The organism is Alcaligenes sp. Lyrl_28, assembly GCF_051948705.1.
GTDB lineage: Bacteria > Pseudomonadota > Gammaproteobacteria > Burkholderiales > Burkholderiaceae_B > Alcaligenes > Alcaligenes ammonioxydans.
In genome coordinates this window covers 785469-800350 of the sequence record NZ_JAYJLG010000001.1, presented here as the reverse complement: position 1 = coordinate 800350, position 14882 = coordinate 785469, and the positions used below count along the sequence as shown (strand labels likewise).

The window sequence follows — 14882 nt, the reverse complement described above, 5'->3', positions numbered from 1 at the left end:
GACGCATACTAGTGCCTTTAAGCACCGCGGCCAGGAAAGCCTTAAAGTGTAACGTATAAATTCGCCAACGTCATGGAAATAATCGGTTTTCCTCTACGAAGCCGGGCACCTGTAGCGGCGCATATGATAGATTGCAGCAGGTATGGTGGCCGCATGGTGTTTTCTATCCGGGCCGCGATAAGCAAATAGTAGAGATATCACAGGGAGCAGGCATGCGAGCAGTGGAAATTACCGAGTTTGGAAAACCAGAAGTATTGCGAATTGGCGAGCGACCGATGCCGCAGGCGGGTGCCGGGGAGGTATTGGTCAAGGTGTTGGCGGCGGGTGTCAATCGGCCTGATGTGTTGCAACGTGCCGGCGCCTATCCGCCACCTGCTGGGGCTTCTGATATTCCAGGGCTTGAAGTAGCGGGTGAAATCGTGTCCGGCGATCTGCAGGGTAGTGAGTTCAAGATAGGTGATCGGGTGTGTGCGCTGGTAAGCGGTGGCGGCTATGCCGAGTACTGCGTGGTCCCGGTAGAGCAATGTTTGCCGGTGCCCGCCGGCTTCAGTGTGCTGGAGGCGGCCGGTTTGCCCGAGACCTTTTTTACAGTCTGGAGCAATGTATTTGAGCGTGGGCAGTTAAGCGCAGGCGAAACCTTGCTGGTTCACGGTGGAGCAAGTGGTATTGGAACCACCGCCATTCAGCTTGCTGTGGCGCTAGGGCATAAGGTTTATGCCACGGCGGGCAGCGATGAGCGTGTGCAAGCCATCAATCGTCTCGGCGGAATTGGTATCAACTACAAAACACAGGTTTACGAAGAAGTCATTAAAGGCAAAACAGAAGGCCGTGGCGTAGATGTGATTTTGGATATGGTCGCCGGTGACTATATCAATCGCGATCTGGCTTGCTTGGCGGACGATGGCCGCATCGTCATTATTGCGATGTTGGGTGGCGTGAAGGCGACCATTAATTGTGGTGAGATTTTGCGCCGACGCCTGACGATTACCGGCTCTACCCTGCGTTCTCGGCCCGTTACGTTCAAGGCCCAGTTGGCGCGGGCCCTGAGGACGCATGTCTGGCCTTTGCTCGAGGCCGGGCGGGTACGACCGTTGATTCACGCTACTTTCCCCCTGGAGAAAGCCAGTGAGGCGCACGCCATGATGGAGGCGGGTGAGCAGGTTGGCAAGATCATTCTTGTTCCCTAAAAGCAGCAAAGGGTGGCACGGCCACCCGTTTTCTAGCGCTGAAGAAAGGAATTTTCAGCTAAAGATGCGCGTAAATGATTGGCTCGCGCTACAATAGCCGGTTAGCTGCGCCTTGATTTGTAGGCGTTGGTGTAACTTTCTGACTGGCATCAAGGGAGCAATGAGCGTACATTCTTCGCGTAAACGACTGGTTGCGGGCAATTGGAAATTAAATGGCTCGCTTGATGGCAACAGCCGTCTGCTGCAAGAACTGCTTGTTCGGCCTGAGATGCAGGCAGAGTGTGATGTGCTTGTATGCGTTCCTTACGTGTATTTGCCTCAGGCGGTGAGTATCCTGAAAGGATCGGCTATTGCTGTCGGTGCTCAGGATGTGAGTGTTCATGCCAAGGGAGCTTACACCGGGGAAATTTCGGCAGCGATGCTGGCCGATATCGGTTGCCGCTGGGTCATTGTCGGGCATTCTGAGCGTCGGCAGTATCATCAGGAAAGTAGCGCTCAGGTTGCGGCCAAGGTGTTGGCTGCCTTGGATGCGGGCGTGACGCCGATAGTCTGTGTTGGTGAGCAGTTAGCTGATCGCCAGGCAGGGCAGGAGGTCTGCGTGGTACAAGACCAGCTCGAACCGATTAAAGCGCTGGGCGCGCAGATCGTGTCTCGTCTGGTGTTGGCTTATGAGCCCGTGTGGGCTATTGGCACGGGTCTGACGGCTTCGCCGCAGCAAGCGCAGCAAATGCACCAACAGATTCGTGCCTATATGGAATCGGATCAGGTGCGCATTTTGTATGGTGGCAGTGTGAAGGCGGATAACGCCGCTGAGCTATTTGCCATGCCGGATATTGATGGTGCCTTGGTGGGTGGTGCATCTTTGGATGCGCAAGAATTTTTACGTATTGTGGCCGCTTAAAGGGTCTGGAGTCTTTAAATGCAAGATTGGATGTCTTCCGTTCTGATGGCGGTGCAGGTTATCTCCTCGCTGTTGATTATTGGTCTGGTTCTGTTGCAGCAGGGTAAGGGCGCAGATATGGGATCTGCTTTTGGTGGTGGTTCCGCAGGTAGCGTTTTTGGCGCTGCGGGTGCGGCCAACTTCCTGTCGCGTATGACGAAATGGGCGGCTATCGTCTTTTTTGCTTCTACTGGCGGTTTGGCATGGGTGGCTCACCATCCTGCGCAAAAGGCAGACGCAGGTGTGATGCAAGGTTACGAATCCTCTGTGCCGGGTGCGGCTCCAACGGGGGCAGCCTCAGTTCCAGCGCCCGCGCCTGCAGCCTCCGTACCGGCGGCTGTGCCTCCAGCAGCTTCGGAAAGTCAGGAAGTGCCCGCGACTCCTGCGGCCAAGTAAATGCGACTGGCTTGTGAGCATTTGGTCTCTCTCTATAAGAGGCTGGAAAGATCACAAGGCAGTTTGAAAAGTAAGCAGACAAAGCCCGCCCTCAAGGCGGGCTTTGTTGTTTATGGCTGATTGTGTGAAATATGCCCCAGTACCGGCTTTTTTAAGTGTTTTAGGCTGTTTTGTGCTGACAGTCTCACTTTTATCGTGCTAATATCGCTGTCTTGATTGCTTGCCGACGTGGTGGAATTGGTAGACACGCTATCTTGAGGGGGTAGTGGCGAAAGCTGTACGAGTTCGAGTCTCGTCGTCGGCACCAAACAAAAAGCTGTGCGCTTGTGCGGCTTTGAAATAAAACCTGATCCTGAAAAGGACAGGTTTTTTTTTGCTTTTTTTGACGCCAGGCTGTCGGTGCGGTGGGGGTGAGGGTGTGGAATGTGGAGCGATTTGGACTCGTCTCACCGCTTTCCTGGCTCATTTGATAGCGGTCAGGCTGGCCGTCGTAAAAATTCCCGCATTATGGAAAAGCTGAAAACCCGATGTCTTGGATGGAGGCTTTGCTGGAGAGGTGATGGGGGCGTGGGTGGGTGGTTGCGCTTTCTGGCGGGGTCGGCTCTATTTTGTCAGAATCCAGTATTGGCGATGCATTGCTGTAAGGACTTAAAGCAAGTTCTTAAGATGATTTCCGGCTTAGCCCGCTAATTGTCGCCTTCACTCAAAGCGGCCAGGAAAGCCTCTTTAAACAGGTTTTTGTTGTGTATAGCCAACAGCCTGTGCACAAAGATTCACGTTTCCGAAGGCTTTCGTAGTCAAGCGACGGGAATTTTGATGCAATAACGTTAACTTCCCATCGCGGAGTTAGAAAGAGCAGCAGCACTGTTGTAGTTGGGCTGCTCTGATTTACTCAAATCTACGGAGATTTCTTACATGAAAAAGACTCTGCTCGCTGCTGCTCTGATGGCCGGCTTCGCTGGCGTCGCACACGCAGAAACGTCTGTCACCCTGTACGGTATTCTGGACGGTGGTATCGGTTACCAGAAGTTCAAAGGTGTTGATTCTTATGCTTCTAACCGTGATGGTATGGAGTCTATCAGCCAGAAGAAAACCGGCATGATCAATGGCATCCAGTCCGGCAACCGTTGGGGCCTGAAGGGTTCTGAAGATCTGGGTGACGGCCTGCGTGCTGTGTTCGTTCTGGAAAGCGGTTTCGATCTGGGTACCGGTACCCACAAGCAAGGTGACCGTCTGTTCGGTCGTCAAGCCACTTTGGGTCTGGCTGGTGACAGCTGGGGTCAACTGGACTTCGGTCGTCAAACTAACATCGCCTCCAAGTACCTGCCAGGCGTAGCCGATCCATTCGGCGGTGGTTTCGACCAAGCTAACATCGGTGCTGCTTTCACAGCTGCTAACACCGTTCGTTACGACAACATGGTCATGTACCAAACCCCTAACTTCTCCGGCTTCCAGTTCGGCGTTGGTTACTCCTTCAACACCAATGGTCCTGAAGAGTACAAGATCACCAACAGCGTAAGCCCTGAAGATGGTCTGGAGCGCAACCAGCGCGGTATCACTACCGGTCTGCGTTACGCTAACGGCCCTATCGGTGTTGCTCTGACATACGATCAGTACAAGACTCGTGAAAACCGCGCTGCAGTTGGTGCTCCTGTGACTGGCGGCGACACTGTCAAGTCCTGGAACATCGGCGGTAGCTACGACTTTGAAGTTGTGAAAGCTCACTTGGCTTTCGGTCAAACTCGTGACGGTCTGTTCGAAGCTCAGTCCTTCAGCGGTGTTGGCATTGACACCAGCAACCTGAAAGGCCTGAAAGTTAATACCTACCTGGTCGGCTTGTCCGCTCCAGTTGGTGCCGGTACTGTGATGGGTTCCTGGACGATGGCTGATCCTCGTTCGGCTCCAGACGCATTGGCTAACACCGGTGCTTCGTGGGAAATGAAGAAACAGCACACTTTCAGCCTGGGTTACAGCCACCCACTGAGCAAGCGCACCAACGTGTACGCAATTGGTTCCTACGCCAAGAACGTTCACTTCTTGCCAGACGGCAAGTCGACTCTGGTCGGCGTTGGTCTGCGTCACCAGTTCTAATCGTTTCGCGTAGCATGTCTACGCGTTGCGAAGGGCAGGTCTTAGGACTTGCCTGAACTGCAGAAGTAAAAAAAGCCATCCTTCGGGATGGCTTTTTTATTGCTGGTTTGTAGGAGGGTGCGCGCAGGTGAAGTCGGTTGCCGGCTGCGGTAGGTTTGAGCTGCGGCTGCGAGTTTGGATGTGTGGAAGGATATGCGTAGACGGCAGGTTTTGGGCTGGCCGAAAGCTTTAGGTGTGCATGCCGGGCTATATCGGGCTTGAGTGTATTTTGTGCTGGATGTTGGAGTGGAGCTTTTGGGGCCGACAGGCATCTGCTGTGTTCTTCTTGCTTACAAATTAATAAGGAAAATTTGTTTTCTAATGCCTAATTGCTGACATTTTCCTTACAAAACGGAGTAAGATGGGTAATCATGATCTTAAATCGCAACCCTTAATAGAATAAATAATCAATAGTTGAAGGGTTTTTGGTCAGGTAGCTGACAGTTTTTGCGGCGTGGGTGCAACACCCGCGCATAGATGTAATGCTTTGGGGTTATCCCCCAAAACTGTGCTCTCAAAATGCTACAATCCAAGAGTTTATTTACTGCGATTGGATGCTTTGCATGAACCTGCAAGAGTACTTTCCCGTTTTGCTATTTATCATCGTTGCCACTGGGATTGGCCTGGCGCTACTTTTGGTCGGTCGAGTGCTCGGTCCCAACCGGCCCGATGCTGAAAAGCTCTCTCCTTACGAATGCGGTTTTGAAGCATTCGGCGATTCGCGCATGAAGGTGGATATCCGTTACTACCTGATCGCGATTCTGTTCATCATGTTCGATCTGGAAATCGCTTTTCTGTTTCCCTGGGCCATGGCCAATGGAACAGTAGGCCTGGTTGGTTTCTGGACCGTTATGGCGTTTCTGGCCGTTTTGACGGTCGGTTTTATCTACGAATGGAAAAAAGGCGCTCTGGACTGGGAGTAACCCATCCACAGAGGACCCGCCTGAGGGTTTTCGCGTCTGCTGCTGGGCATAAGGGGCACGAGGATGCGTCTTGATGACAGCGGGTTTGGTCAGCAACAGGACAGGCCGGGTCTTCCCTGGCTCTGATCCGGCAAAAGGCAACTACTATGGCTATCGACGGCATTCTCAAAGAAGGTTTTGTGACGACCAGTGCAGACAAGTTTCTGAACTGGGCAAAAACAGGGTCTATGTGGCCCATGACATTTGGTCTGGCCTGTTGTGCAGTGGAAATGATGCACGCTGGTGCGGCTCGTTATGACCTGGACCAATTTGGCATTATTTTCCGTCCCAGCCCACGTCAGTCTGACTTGATGATTGTGGCGGGTACCCTGTGCAACAAGATGGCGCCTGCCTTGCGCAAGGTGTACGACCAGATGGCCGAGCCACGCTGGGTCGTATCCATGGGCTCCTGTGCCAATGGTGGCGGCTACTACCACTACTCCTATTCGGTTGTGCGCGGTTGTGATCGCATCGTTCCGGTGGACGTGTATGTGCCGGGCTGTCCTCCGACCGCTGAAGCCTTGGTTTACGGCTTGCTGCAAATGCAGAACAAGATCCGCTTGACCAATACCATCGCACGCTGAACGGTTAGAACAGGCTAAACAAGACTATGACACGGCTAGAAACTTTAAAAACCAACCTGCTCTCCATCCTGGGCGAGCAGGCTGCGTTGACGCAAGCGCGCAATGAGCTCACTTTGGAAGTGCCGGCTGATGCGTGGGTTGATACCTGCACCTTGCTGCGCGACCATGCTGATTTGCGCTTTGAAACCTGTATTGACCTGTGCGGGATTGATTACTCCGCCTGGAAAGCGCCTACCTATCAGGCGGCCGCGGGTCAGTTCCCTCATCGCTTTGCCGTTGTGCTGCACCTGATGTCCTTGAAGCACAATTGGCGCCTGCGTGTGCGCTGCTTTGTGCCCAACGATGATTTTCCAACATTGCCGACCCTGTTCGAGGTCTGGCCTTCGGTGAACTGGTTCGAGCGCGAGGCGTTCGACCTGTACGGCATTATTTTCGAGAACCACCCTGATCTGCGTCGCATTCTGACCGACTATGGTTTTATCGGTCACCCGTTCCGCAAAGACTTCCCCATCTCCGGTTACGTCGAAATGCGCTATGACACCGAGCAGAAGCGGGTCATTTACCAGCCCGTCACCATTGAGCCGCGTGAGATCACGCCGCGAGTGGTGCGCGAGGATGATTACGGAATTGGGCGATAAGCATCATGGCAGAAATTCAAAACTACACCCTGAACTTTGGTCCTCAGCACCCGGCTGCGCACGGCGTGTTGCGTTTGGTGCTCGAGTTGGACGGCGAAGTTATTCAGCGTGCCGACCCCCATATTGGTCTGTTGCACCGCGCCACCGAGAAGCTGGCCGAGCACCGCACTTTCCTGCAAACCCTGCCTTACATGGATCGTCTGGACTACGTGTCCATGATGGTTAACGAACACGCCTACTGCATGGCCGTGGAACGTCTGGTGGGCGTAGAGGTTCCTTTGCGCGCTCAGTACATCCGCGTCATGTTTGACGAAATCACCCGCATTCTGAACCACCTGATGTCGGTCGGTTCGCATGCGCTGGACGTGGGTGCGATGGCGGTGTTCCTGTACGCTTTCCGCGAACGCGAAGATCTGATGGACTGCTATGAAGCAGTCTCTGGCGCTCGGTTGCACGCCGCTTACTACCGTCCAGGTGGTGTGTACCGCGACTTGCCCGGCACGATGCCTCAGTACAAGGCCAATAAGTACCGTTCCGACAAAGAATTGAAGGCCATGAACGAAGCCCGTTCGGGTTCGCTGCTGGACTTCATTGAGGACTTCACCAATCGCTTCCCAGCCTGTGTGGACGAGTACGAGACCCTGCTGACGGATAACCGTATCTGGAAGCAGCGGCTGGTGGGTGTGGGCGTGGTCGATCCCGATCGTGCCAAGGCGCTGGGCTTTACCGGCCCCATGCTGCGTGGTTCGGGCGTGGAGTGGGATCTGCGCAAGATGCAGCCCTATGAAGTGTACGATCGCGTCGAATTTGATATTCCCGTGGGTCGCAACGGTGACTCTTACGACCGCTATCTGGTTCGTATCGCTGAAATGCGCGAGAGCAATCGCATCATCCGTCAGTGTGTCCAGTGGCTGCGCAACAATCCCGGCCCTGTCATCACGGATAACCACAAAGTGGCGCCACCCTCGCGCGAACGCATGAAAACCGGGATGGAGGATTTGATCCACCATTTCAAACTGTTCTCCGAAGGTATGCACGTGCCTACTGGCGAAGTGTATGCCGGTGTGGAGCATCCCAAGGGCGAGTTTGGCATTTATCTGGTATCTGACGGTGGTAACAAGCCTTACCGCATGAAGATCCGTGCTCCGGGCTTCGTCCACTTGCAGGCCCTCGATGAAATGAGCCGCGGTCACATGATTGCCGACGCGGTCACGATCATCGGCACGCAGGACATTGTGTTTGGCGAGATCGACCGTTAAGGTCGCGCCTGGAAAAACGGAACCGAATTATGTTGCTTTCCGAAAAAGCCTACCAACAGATAGATAAGGAACTGAGCAAGTTCCCGGCAGATCAACGTCGCTCTGCCATCATGGCCTCCCTGGCCATCGCCCAGCAGGAAAAAGGCTGGGTATCGCCAGAAATTATCGAGGATGTTGCCCAATACATTGGCGTGGAGCCTATTGCCGTGCAGGAGGTTGCGACCTTCTACAACATGTTCCACACCAAACCCGTTGGCCGCGTCACCATTTCCGTTTGCACCAACTTGCCCTGTGCGCTGCGTGATGGCGTCAAGGCCGGCGAGTACCTGAAAGAGAAGCTGGGTATCGATTACGGTGAAACCACGGCAGATGGCCAGTTCTCCCTGATCATGGGGGAGTGCATGGGTTCATGTGGTGATTCGCCCGTCATGTTGCTGAACAATCAGCACATGTGCGTGCGCATGGAAGCCGAGCGCATTGATGCCATGCTCGAAGAATTGAAGACATACGGAGAATCGGCATGATTGCACCGGACATTCTGCGCAAGTTCGCACAGGGACTGGAACCCAACCCTGGTGGCGACCTGTCGCGCAGCATGATTTTTCATGATCGTCACATCCAGCCGCAGATTCTGGCTGGCTTGAATGGCGATAACTGGGGCCTGGAAGATTACGTCAAGCGCGGTGGCTACGAAGCCTTGCGCAAGGTGCTGACCACCGGCATGAAGCCTGAAGACGTGATCGCAGAGGTCAAGACCTCGGCCTTGCGCGGTCGTGGTGGCGCAGGTTTCCCGTCGGGTCTGAAGTGGAGCTTCATGCCCCGCAGCCTGCCAGGCCAGAAGTACCTGGTCTGCAACTCGGACGAGGGCGAGCCAGGTACCTTCAAAGACCGCGACATTTTGCGTTTCAACCCGCATATCGTGATCGAAGGCATGGCTATTGCGGCTTATGCCATGGGCATTACCGTTGGCTATAACTACATCCACGGTGAGGTCTTCGAAATTTATCAGCGTTTTGAAGAAGCGCTGGAGCAGGCCCGTGCGGCCGGTTTCCTGGGTGACAAGATCCTGGGTTCGGACTTCAGCTTTCAGCTGCATGCGTTCCACGGTTATGGCGCCTACATTTGCGGTGAAGAAACCGCTTTGCTGGAGTCTCTGGAAGGCAAGAAGGGTCAGCCCCGTTTCAAACCTCCCTTTCCCGCCAGCTTTGGTCTGTATGGCAAGCCAACGACCATCAATAACACCGAAACCTTTGCGGCCGTTCCCTGGATTTTGCGCAACAGTGGTCAGGAATACCTGGAAGTAGGTATCCCCAACGCTGGCGGTACCAAGATCTTCTCCATTACCGGTGACGTAGAGCGTCCCGGTAACTACGAAGTGCCTCTGGGGACACCGTTTGCCACCTTGCTGGAATTGGCTGGCGGCATGCGTGATGGTCGCAAACTGAAGGCGGTGATCCCGGGTGGGTCCAGTTCGCCTGTTTTGCCGGCTGACATCATGATGGCCACCAATCTGGACTACGACTCGATTGCCAAGGCGGGTTCCATGTTGGGATCGGGTGCCGTCATTGTGATGGATGAGACACGTTGCATGGTCAAGTCCCTGCTGCGTCTGTCCTATTTTTACTATCACGAAAGTTGCGGCCAGTGTACGCCGTGCCGGGAAGGCACAGGCTGGTTGTGGCGTATGGTGCATCGTATCGAGAACGGTCAAGGTCGTCCGGAAGATCTGGACATGCTCGACGACATCGCACATAACATCATGGGTCGCACCATTTGCGCCCTGGGTGATGCTGCTGCCATGCCGGTGCGCAGTTTCGTTAAGCATTTCCGCGACGAGTTCGCACACCACATCGAGCATAAAGGCTGTGTGGTGCCTCAATATTTGTAGGCCAGGACAACGTAATGGTAGAACTCACCATCGATGGCATTAAAGTTGACGCCCCGGAAGGCAGCATGGTCATTCAGGCTGCCCATGACGCCGGGGTCTACGTGCCGCACTTCTGTTATCACAAAAAACTGAGTATTGCCGCCAACTGCCGCATGTGTTTGGTGGATGTGGAAAAAGCGCCCAAGCCTTTGCCTGCTTGTGCCACTCCCGTCACCAACGGCATGGTTGTGCGTACTCGTTCGGAAAAAGCCATTGCCGCTCAAAAGAGCGTCATGGAGTTTCTGTTGATCAATCACCCTCTGGATTGCCCTGTCTGCGACCAGGGGGGAGAGTGTCAACTGCAGGATCTGGCCGTGGGTTACGGTGGCTCCGAGTCGCGCTACAAGGAAGAGAAGCGCGTTGTGGCTGCCAAGTCCATGGGCCCGCTGATCTCCACGGATGCCATGCAGCGTTGCATTCATTGCACGCGTTGTGTTCGTACAGGCGAAGAAATCGCCGGTGTGCAAGAGGTTGGCATGCTCAACCGAGGCGAACACGCCGAGATCACGACCTTTGTGGGTCGGGCAGTGGAGTCCGAGCTGTCGGGCAACATGATTGACGTTTGCCCCGTTGGCGCCTTGCTGTCCAAGCCGTTCCGCTTCAATGCCCGTACCTGGGAATTGGCCCGTCGTCGCAGCGTTAGCCCGCACGACAGCGTGGGTGCCAACCTGGTGCTGCAGGCCAAGATGGACAAAGTGCTGCGTGTCGTTCCTTTCGAGAACGAGGAAGTCAACGAATGCTGGATCAGCGACCGTGACCGTTTCTCGTACGAAGGCCTGTATACCGAAGATCGTCTGACCCGTCCCATGGTGCGTGGTGATGACGGCCAGTGGCGCGAGGCCTCCTGGAACGACGCCATGCAGACCATTGTGGCTGGCATGAACGCTGTGCGCGAGAAGTTTGGTGCGGATCAGTTGGGCTGTATTGGTTCGGCGACTTCCACCACTGAAGAACTGGCTTTGCTGGCTCGTCTGGGCCGTGCTCTGGGTACTGAAAACGTAGACTTCCGTCTGCGTCAGACCGATGCCCGTCTGGATGGCGCCTTGGCCGGTGTACCTTGGTTGGGTATGCCTCTGACTGCCTTGAACGAGCTGGATCGCGTTCTGGTTGTGGGCTCCTTCCTGCGTAAAGATCATCCCTTGATGGCTCAGCGTCTGCGCCAGGCTGTCAAACGGGGGGCACAGGTTTCTTTTATCGATTCGGCTGCCGATAATCCATTGTTCAATGCGATTGCTGGTCGTATGACCGTGGCTCCAAGCCAGTTGGCCAATTCTCTGGCTCAAGTGCTGGTTGCGGTTGCCAAGGCCAAGGAGACTGCGGTTCCTGCTGGTCTGGAAAGCGTGCAGGTGTCTGCTGAGGCTCAGCAGATCGCTGACAGCCTGGTGTCTGGCGAGCGTGTCGCTGTCCTGCTGGGCAATATGGCGGTCAACTCGGATCAGGCCAGCGTGATTGCGGCCAACGCTCATGCGATTGCAAAGGCTAGCGGTGCCAAGCTGGGTTTCCTGACTGCGGGTGGTAACACCGTGGGTGGTTATCTGGCTAACGCCGTACCGGGCAAGGGTGGCTTGACCGCCGAGCAAATGCTGGCTCAAACCTTGCGTGCTTATCTGGTTCTGAACGTTGAGCCTGCTCTGGACAGCGATCTGGGCGAACGTGCTGTCGAGACATTGAAGTCCGCTACGTTCTCGGTGGCGCTGACATCGTATCGTTCCGCTGCCGAGCAGTGGGCCGATGTAATGTTGCCCGTGTCTCCCTTCACTGAAACCTCTGGCACCTTTGTCAACGCCGAAGGCCGTGTACAAAGCTTCAAGGGGGCAGCCGCTCCCGTGGGTGATACACGTCCTGCCTGGAAAGTTTTGCGTGTGTTGGGCAATCTGTTCCAGCTGGACGGTTTCGATGACGAAACCTCCGAGTCGGTGCGTGACTCTGTCATGGCTGCCGGTGTGGAATCGCGTCTGTCCAATCAGATCAATCTGGCTGCCAGCGTTCTGCCTGAAGGCAGTGGCCTGGAGCGTGTGGCTGATGTGCCTATTTACCGTAGCGATGCGCTGGTACGTCGTTCGGCTCCGCTTCAGCAAACACCGGCTTCGGCACCGCCCACAGCTCGTATGGCTGCTGCCACCCTGGCTCAGTTGGGTCTGGTTGACGGTGATCTGGTGAAGGTTCGTTCGTCGCAAGGCGAAGTCAGCTTGCCTGCTCAACTGGATGACACCGTGGCATTGAACTCGGTGCGTGTTGCCACCGCTTTTTCTGAAACTGCCGCTTTGGGTAGTGCATTCGGTCAATTGACAGTGGAGCGTGCATAACATGGATTTTCTCTCTGCCATCAATAGCTACGGTACGGACCTGCTGGGTCCGGATGCATGGTATGTGGTGTGGACGCTGCTGAAGGTTGTCGCTATTGCGGTGCCCGTCATTCTGTGTGTTGCCTACCTGACCTATTGGGAACGCAAGATGATTGGCTTCATGCACGTTCGTCTGGGACCGACCCGTGTCGGTTACCGCGGCCTGCTGCAGCCTTTTGCTGATGTTTTCAAACTTCTGACCAAAGAGCTGATCGTTCCTGCGAAGTCCAACAAGGTCCTGTACCTGCTGGCACCCGTCGTGACGCTGATGCCCGCTCTGGCCGCCTGGGCTGTGATTCCTTTTAGCCCCGATGTGGTGCTGTCTGACGTGAACGCCGGTCTGCTCTACATTCTGGCGATCACCTCGCTGGGTGTGTATGGTGTGATCGTGGCGGGTTGGGCATCCAACTCCAAGTACGCCTTGCTGGGCGGTCTGCGTGCAGCTGCTCAGGTGCTGTCCTACGAACTGGCCATCGGTTTTGTCTTGATCACGGTGTTGCTGGTTTCCGGCACCTTGAATCTGTCGGGCATCGTGGTCGGTCAGACCCAGGGTTATTTTGCGGACAAGGGCTTGAACTTCCTGTCCTGGAACTGGCTGCCCTTGCTGCCACTGTTTGTGATCTACGTGATTTCCGCTGTTGCTGAAACCAACCGTCACCCCTTTGACGTGGTGGAAGGCGAATCGGAAATTGTGGCCGGTCCCATGGTGGAGTACTCCGGTACGGGTTTCGCTCTGTTCTTCCTGGGTGAGTACGCCAACATGATTTTCCTGTCGGCGCTGGCGTCCATCATGTTCTTGGGTGGCTGGACTCCGATTGTCGAGTTCGCTCCCTTCACCTGGATTCCGGGGTGGTTGTGGCTGGGGCTGAAGACTTTTGTCGTCGTCTCCATGTTCATCTGGTTCCGTGCGACGTTCCCACGTTACCGCTATGACCAGATCATGCGTTTGGGCTGGAAAGTATTTATCCCGCTGACCGGTGTTTGGCTGGTTATTGTGGCGATCTGGATGCAGACGCCCTGGAACATCTGGCATTAAGGCTAAGGGGCAAGATTATGGAAGCAATCAAAGATTTCTTCGGCAGCCTGATGCTGTCCGAGATGCTCAAAGGCATGCGCCTGACGGGGAAGTATTTTTTCAAGCGTAAAGTGACGCTGCGTTACCCCGTTGAGACCACGCCCGCTTCGCCACGTTTTCGCGGTCTGCACGCTTTGCGTCGCTACGAGAACGGCGAGGAGCGCTGCATCGCCTGCAAACTGTGCGAGGCCGTCTGTCCCGCCATGGCCATCTCCATCGAATCGGCAGAGCGCGAGGACGGCACCCGCCGCACCACACGTTATGACATCGATCTGGCCAAGTGTATTTTCTGTGGTTTCTGTGAGGAAAGCTGCCCGGTCGATTCGATCGTGGAAACGCATATTCACGAATACCACGGTGAAAAACGCGGCGATTTGTACTACACCAAGGACATGCTGCTGGCTATCGGTGACCGCTACGAAGACGAGATCGCTCGTCGTCGTGCCGCAGATGCACCTTATCGCTAAGGCCGGAGCTCTACACTCATGTTATTTACTACTGTTCTGTTTTATGTGCTGGCGCTGGTGATGGTGGTGGCCGCGTATCGCGTGATCGCCGCCAAGAACCCGGTTACAGCCGTATTGCATTTGATTCTGGTGTTCTTCACCGCTGCCATGATGTGGATCACGATGGGGGCCGAGTTCCTGGGCCTGCTGCTGGTTGTGGTTTACGTGGGTGCCGTGATGGTGATGTTCCTGTTCGTCATCATGATGCTGGATGTGCGTCAGGAGTCCGCTGCCCAGAAATTCAAGGCTTACGTGCCTATGGGGCTGTTGATCGGCGCCATCATGGTTCTGGAAATGGGCTTTGTGCTGACCAAGCTGTGGTTCACCACTGCCCCTGCTGCAGCCGTGGCTGCGGATTACAACAACACGCGCGTTATTGGCGAGCTGATGTATTCCCAGTACGTCCTGGCTGTTTTGCTGGGCGGTATTGTGCTGCTGGTTGGCATGATCTCGGCCATTGCACTGACGATGCGTAAACGTGAAGGCGTCAAACGCACCGTTTCCAGCGAACAGGTCAAGGTTCGCTCGAAAGACCGTCTGCGCATGGTTTCCATTCCTTCTCAAACCGAAAAGCCGTCGGTGTCCAGTTCGGCTGACGCTGTCGTGCCAGGAGACAAATGATGATGACGCTGACGCTTGCGCACTATTTGGTCCTGGGCGCTGTGCTGTTCACGATTGGCCTGTTTGGCTTTTTCCTGAACCGTCGCAACCTGATTGTTTTGCTCATGTCTGTTGAGCTGATTCTTTTGTCGGCCAACATGAATTTCGTGGCCTTCTCCACGTGGATGGGCAATGAGGCAGGTCAGGTGTTTGTCTTTTTCGTCCTGACGGTCGCTGCGGCCGAGGCGGCCATTGGTCTTGCAATTCTGGTTCTGTTGTTCCGTAACCTTAATTCGATCAATGTCCAGGATCTCGACCAGCTCAAGGGTTGAT

At 55.0% G+C, this 14882-nt stretch carries 15 protein-coding genes and 1 tRNA gene; all 16 read left to right on the top strand.

Features of this window, described 5'->3' with window-relative positions:
• Window positions 1-212 precede the first annotated feature (212 nt).
• On the top strand, window positions 213-1187 hold the full coding sequence (locus VF694_RS03615; protein ID WP_003801065.1) for an NAD(P)H-quinone oxidoreductase: 975 nt from the start codon (window positions 213-215) through the stop codon (window positions 1185-1187).
• A 160-nt stretch (window positions 1188-1347) separates the two neighbouring features.
• The gene (tpiA, locus tag VF694_RS03610; RefSeq protein ID WP_059318019.1) at window positions 1348-2088 is read left to right on the top strand and encodes a triose-phosphate isomerase; all 741 of its coding nucleotides are present in this window, start codon (window positions 1348-1350) and stop codon (window positions 2086-2088) included.
• 18 nt (window positions 2089-2106) lie between these two features.
• Window positions 2107-2523, top strand: coding sequence for a preprotein translocase subunit SecG (gene secG, locus VF694_RS03605; RefSeq protein ID WP_003801063.1), 417 nt, complete (start codon window positions 2107-2109; stop codon window positions 2521-2523).
• Between the two features lie 222 nt (window positions 2524-2745).
• Window positions 2746-2830, top strand: a tRNA-Leu gene (locus VF694_RS03600).
• 608 nt (window positions 2831-3438) lie between these two features.
• Window positions 3439-4614, top strand: a complete 1176-nt coding sequence (locus VF694_RS03595) for a porin (RefSeq protein ID WP_059318018.1) — start codon at window positions 3439-3441, stop codon at window positions 4612-4614.
• A 602-nt stretch (window positions 4615-5216) separates the two neighbouring features.
• On the top strand, window positions 5217-5576 hold the full coding sequence (locus tag VF694_RS03590) for an NADH-quinone oxidoreductase subunit A (protein WP_003801061.1): 360 nt from the start codon (window positions 5217-5219) through the stop codon (window positions 5574-5576).
• Window positions 5577-5722: 146 nt separating this feature from the next.
• Window positions 5723-6199, top strand: a complete 477-nt coding sequence (locus VF694_RS03585) for a NuoB/complex I 20 kDa subunit family protein (protein ID WP_003801059.1) — start codon at window positions 5723-5725, stop codon at window positions 6197-6199.
• 26 nt (window positions 6200-6225) lie between these two features.
• The gene (locus VF694_RS03580; RefSeq protein WP_003801057.1) at window positions 6226-6837 is read left to right on the top strand and encodes an NADH-quinone oxidoreductase subunit C; all 612 of its coding nucleotides are present in this window, start codon (window positions 6226-6228) and stop codon (window positions 6835-6837) included.
• A gap of 5 nt (window positions 6838-6842) precedes the next feature.
• Window positions 6843-8096 carry an NADH-quinone oxidoreductase subunit D gene (locus tag VF694_RS03575; RefSeq protein WP_003801056.1) on the top strand — a complete coding sequence of 418 codons (1254 nt, stop codon included), beginning with the start codon at window positions 6843-6845 and terminating at the stop codon, window positions 8094-8096.
• Between the two features lie 29 nt (window positions 8097-8125).
• On the top strand, window positions 8126-8620 hold the full coding sequence (gene nuoE / locus VF694_RS03570) for an NADH-quinone oxidoreductase subunit NuoE (RefSeq protein WP_003801055.1): 495 nt from the start codon (window positions 8126-8128) through the stop codon (window positions 8618-8620).
• Window positions 8617-9984, top strand: coding sequence for an NADH-quinone oxidoreductase subunit NuoF (gene nuoF, locus VF694_RS03565; protein WP_003801054.1), 1368 nt, complete (start codon window positions 8617-8619; stop codon window positions 9982-9984). Before nuoE ends, nuoF begins: the two co-directional genes overlap by 4 nt.
• Before the next feature lie 14 nt (window positions 9985-9998).
• A complete protein-coding gene (nuoG, locus tag VF694_RS03560) occupies window positions 9999-12329 on the top strand; it encodes an NADH-quinone oxidoreductase subunit NuoG (RefSeq protein ID WP_440163697.1) in 2331 nt (776 codons plus the stop codon).
• Window position 12330: 1 nt separating this feature from the next.
• Window positions 12331-13404 carry an NADH-quinone oxidoreductase subunit NuoH gene (gene nuoH / locus VF694_RS03555; protein ID WP_003801052.1) on the top strand — a complete coding sequence of 358 codons (1074 nt, stop codon included), beginning with the start codon at window positions 12331-12333 and terminating at the stop codon, window positions 13402-13404.
• Between the two features lie 17 nt (window positions 13405-13421).
• Window positions 13422-13910: an NADH-quinone oxidoreductase subunit NuoI gene (gene nuoI / locus VF694_RS03550; protein ID WP_003801051.1), complete on the top strand. Its 489-nt coding sequence runs from the start codon at window positions 13422-13424 to the stop codon at window positions 13908-13910.
• Between the two features lie 18 nt (window positions 13911-13928).
• Entirely contained in the window at window positions 13929-14570 is a 642-nt protein-coding gene (locus VF694_RS03545) for an NADH-quinone oxidoreductase subunit J (protein ID WP_003801048.1), read from the top strand.
• Between the two features lie 2 nt (window positions 14571-14572).
• On the top strand, window positions 14573-14881 hold the full coding sequence (gene nuoK, locus VF694_RS03540; RefSeq protein ID WP_003801046.1) for an NADH-quinone oxidoreductase subunit NuoK: 309 nt from the start codon (window positions 14573-14575) through the stop codon (window positions 14879-14881).
• Window position 14882: the final 1 nt, after the last annotated feature.

What these genes read in the sequence shown, in the direction of transcription:
- VF694_RS03615 (WP_003801065.1), top strand. Translation starts at nt 213, where the DNA reads ATGCGAGCAGTGGAAATTACCGAGTTTGGAAAACCAGAAGTATTGCGA.
- tpiA (WP_059318019.1), top strand. Translation starts at nt 1,348, where the DNA reads ATGAGCGTACATTCTTCGCGTAAACGACTGGTTGCGGGCAATTGGAAA.
- secG (WP_003801063.1), top strand. Translation starts at nt 2,107, where the DNA reads ATGCAAGATTGGATGTCTTCCGTTCTGATGGCGGTGCAGGTTATCTCC.
- VF694_RS03595 (WP_059318018.1), top strand. Translation starts at nt 3,439, where the DNA reads ATGAAAAAGACTCTGCTCGCTGCTGCTCTGATGGCCGGCTTCGCTGGC.
- VF694_RS03590 (WP_003801061.1), top strand. Translation starts at nt 5,217, where the DNA reads ATGAACCTGCAAGAGTACTTTCCCGTTTTGCTATTTATCATCGTTGCC.
- VF694_RS03585 (WP_003801059.1), top strand. Translation starts at nt 5,723, where the DNA reads ATGGCTATCGACGGCATTCTCAAAGAAGGTTTTGTGACGACCAGTGCA.
- VF694_RS03580 (WP_003801057.1), top strand. Translation starts at nt 6,226, where the DNA reads ATGACACGGCTAGAAACTTTAAAAACCAACCTGCTCTCCATCCTGGGC.
- VF694_RS03575 (WP_003801056.1), top strand. Translation starts at nt 6,843, where the DNA reads ATGGCAGAAATTCAAAACTACACCCTGAACTTTGGTCCTCAGCACCCG.
- nuoE (WP_003801055.1), top strand. Translation starts at nt 8,126, where the DNA reads ATGTTGCTTTCCGAAAAAGCCTACCAACAGATAGATAAGGAACTGAGC.
- nuoF (WP_003801054.1), top strand. Translation starts at nt 8,617, where the DNA reads ATGATTGCACCGGACATTCTGCGCAAGTTCGCACAGGGACTGGAACCC.
- nuoG (WP_440163697.1), top strand. Translation starts at nt 9,999, where the DNA reads ATGGTAGAACTCACCATCGATGGCATTAAAGTTGACGCCCCGGAAGGC.
- nuoH (WP_003801052.1), top strand. Translation starts at nt 12,331, where the DNA reads ATGGATTTTCTCTCTGCCATCAATAGCTACGGTACGGACCTGCTGGGT.
- nuoI (WP_003801051.1), top strand. Translation starts at nt 13,422, where the DNA reads ATGGAAGCAATCAAAGATTTCTTCGGCAGCCTGATGCTGTCCGAGATG.
- VF694_RS03545 (WP_003801048.1), top strand. Translation starts at nt 13,929, where the DNA reads ATGTTATTTACTACTGTTCTGTTTTATGTGCTGGCGCTGGTGATGGTG.
- nuoK (WP_003801046.1), top strand. Translation starts at nt 14,573, where the DNA reads ATGACGCTGACGCTTGCGCACTATTTGGTCCTGGGCGCTGTGCTGTTC.